General features: G+C 62.6%; 1 protein-coding gene. It reads left to right on the top strand.

Going from position 1 to position 1,157, the window contains the following annotated elements:
• The first annotated feature begins 60 nt into the window (after nucleotides 1-60).
• Complete coding sequence (locus tag LB529_RS28920) at nucleotides 61-1,017, top strand: IS5 family transposase (RefSeq protein WP_095770217.1); 957 nt, start codon at nucleotides 61-63, stop codon at nucleotides 1,015-1,017.
• Nucleotides 1,018-1,157: the final 140 nt, after the last annotated feature.

The raw sequence follows: 1,157 nt of genomic DNA, 5'->3' as shown, positions 1-1,157 counted from the left end.
GGGCCTGTTGCGTAATTGGCTGGTTGTGATTCTCTGAGAGGAAGCTCGGAGGGAATCGCGATGGCTGTGAAGCAGACGGGACAGTTGAGCCTGGCGGAGGCGTTTCTAGGCGACAAGCTTGCGGGCGGTTCTTCGCCACTCGACCGTCTGTCAGGTCTGGTGAAGTGGTACCGCTTCGAGAAGCTGCTCAACCCGCTGCGCGATGGTGGACCTGGCCGGGCAGCTTGGCCGCCACTGGTGCTGTTCAAGGCGCTGTTGCTGCAATCGCTCTATGGCCTGTCTGATCGCGAGTTGGAGGAAGCGCTGGGCGACCGTCTGTCATTCCGGCGCTTTGCCGGGTTGGGGCTGGACGATACGATCCCCGACCACACGGTTCTGTCGCGCTTTCGCAATCTGCTTGTCGGCGAAGGGCTGATGGAGAAGCTGTTCGGCGAACTGGACCGGCAGTTGGAGAAAGCCGGCGTGATCCTGAAGCGCGGCACAATGCTGGATGCCACACTGATCGATGCGGTTTCGGCGCCACCGACGCCTGAGCGGCCGTCGAAGGACACAGACGCTCGCATCACCGCACGCAAGGGCAAACGCGGCCTCACCTTTGGCTACAAGGCTCATGTCGGGGTGGATGAGGGCTCCGGTCTGATCCGCACGGTGATCACCACACCGGCCAACGTCAACGACACGGTAATGGCTGATGCCTTGATCTGCGGCGACGAGAAGACGGTGTGGGCGGACGCCGCGTATGACACCCATGCTCGCCGTGCCCGGCTCAAGGCCGAAGGCAAGAAGGTGCGCATTGCCCGCCGCCCCAACAAGCATCATGCGCTGCCTGAGCGGCTCAAGCACTACAATCGCCTGATCGCCAGACGGCGAGCGGCAGTGGAGACCACCTTCGCCACGCTCAAGAACCGCATGAAGCTGACCATGATCCGCTATGTCGGACTGGCCAAGGCCGCAGCCCAGGTAACGATGGCGGCGATCGCTTTCAACATGCGCCGATGGGCGGCCATCACAGGATAGGTGCGCCCAGCTACCGGCCTAGGGGCCGCACCGCCACCATCAAACTCAACCCCAAGGCCAAATCGCCCACCAAGCACAATAGACTTCGCGGCCAAAACCCCTCTGCGAGCCTGTTCTCGCTAACTGCGCAACAGGCCCCT

The sequence above is a fragment of the Mesorhizobium sp. CA5 genome (assembly GCF_020165105.1).
Taxonomy (GTDB): domain Bacteria; phylum Pseudomonadota; class Alphaproteobacteria; order Rhizobiales; family Rhizobiaceae; genus Mesorhizobium.
Note: the sequence above shows the minus strand (reverse complement) of the source record. Positions and strands in the feature narration are given on the sequence as shown.